The 1,478-nt window shown below is 62.6% G+C and carries 1 protein-coding gene; it reads left to right on the top strand.

Annotation, left to right across the window (positions count from 1 at the left end; all coding sequences use genetic code 11):
• Positions 1-114: 114 nt before the first annotated feature.
• On the top strand, positions 115-1,428 hold the full coding sequence (locus EVC45_RS44575; protein ID WP_129964356.1) for an IS256 family transposase: 1,314 nt from the start codon (positions 115-117) through the stop codon (positions 1,426-1,428).
• Positions 1,429-1,478 lie beyond the last annotated feature (50 nt).

The following is a 1,478-nucleotide window of genomic DNA, read 5'->3' as shown; positions in this document are numbered from 1 at the left end:
GGCAATGTCCCAGGCGTAGTTGAAGGTTGAAGGCGGCGGTTCCCCGTTGGGAATCCGAGAGAATCGGGTTTCCACGACCAACTTCCCGGACAGGGAACCCAGGAGAACCGCCACATGAAGCCTACCAGGAAGAAGGCCCCCAAGGCCAGCTCGCCGTTGAACATCGTCGCCAAGCAGAACGAAGACCGGCTGCGGGCCTGTTTCGCCGAGAACAGTCAGCTCCTGCTGCCGATGCTCGACCTGATCCAGAACACTCGCACGAGTATCGACGAGTTGATGTACGACGCCGGTCGCAGCCTGGTCGAGCAGTTGCTGGTGATTTCCGCCACCGAAGTCGCCGGCGACAAGCATCCGGGACGCAAGGGCAGCGAGATCCGCTGGCACGGCTCGCAGCGTGGCCAGATAGTGATGGACGAGCGCAAACTGAATGTCGAACGCCCGCGCCTGCGGCGTCGAGCTGGCGGCGAAGTGCCGATTCCTGCCTACGAGCAATTGAACGAGAATCCACGGCTCGCCGAGCGCGTGCACGACATCATGGTCACGGGCGTGTCGACGCGCAAATATGCCGGGGTGTTGCCCGAGATGGCCGGCACCGTCGGTATTTCGAAGAGCAGCGTCTCGCGCGAGTTCATCCAGGCCAGCCAGGCGGCGCTCACCGAGCTGATGGCACGGCGCTTCGATGAACGCGACTTTCTGGCGATCTACATGGACGGCATCATCGTCGGCACGCGGCATATCATCGCGGCCATTGGTGTGGACAGCGCCGGCGAGAAACACCTGATGGGACTCGTGAGCGGATCGAGCGAGAACGCCCAGGTCGTCAAGGATCTGTTGCGCGGGTTGATCGATCGCGGCTTGTCCACGGACCTGGAATACCTGTTCGTGATTGACGGGTCCAAGGCGTTGCGTTCTGCGATCGAGGAACTCTTCGGCGAGCGTGCCCACGTGCAGCGCTGCCGCACACACAAGCTGCGCAACGTCCTCGAGCGCCTGCCGAAAGAATGCATCTCGCAAACCGCAGCGATCATGAAAGCGGCCTACAAGCTGCCGCCCAGGGACGGCATGGCCAAGCTCAAGACGCACGCGGCGTGGCTCCAGTCCAACCACCCGGATGCCTCGGCCTCGCTGCTCGAAGGACTGGAGGAGACGTTCACGGTGAACGAGCTGGGCCTGACGCCGGCGCTCATGCGCGGCCTGTCTACGACCAACCTCATCGAGAATCCGAACGGTGCTGTACGCCGTGTTGCAGGCCGTGTGAGGCGCTATCGCGATGCCGACATGGCGGTGCGCTGGGCGGCGGCCGGATTCCTGGAAGCCGAGAAGAACTTCCGCAAAATCCTCGGTGTGAGCGACCTATGGGTACTCGCAGCGGCGCTGAAGCGTCCGCCTTCGACAACGAACATTGACCATGATCGAAAGGTCGCCTAACCTATGCCGCACCCGCCGTCCCAACCTTCAACTGTCATTGGGACATTGCC

It is taken from the genome of Paraburkholderia sp. UYCP14C, from assembly GCF_004197395.1.
Classification (GTDB): domain Bacteria; phylum Pseudomonadota; class Gammaproteobacteria; order Burkholderiales; family Burkholderiaceae; genus Paraburkholderia.
The sequence above is the reverse complement of the archived record's forward strand: the minus strand, read 5'-3'. Positions and strand labels throughout refer to the sequence as shown.

What these genes read in the sequence shown, in the direction of transcription:
- EVC45_RS44575 (WP_129964356.1), top strand. Translation starts at nt 115, where the DNA reads ATGAAGCCTACCAGGAAGAAGGCCCCCAAGGCCAGCTCGCCGTTGAAC.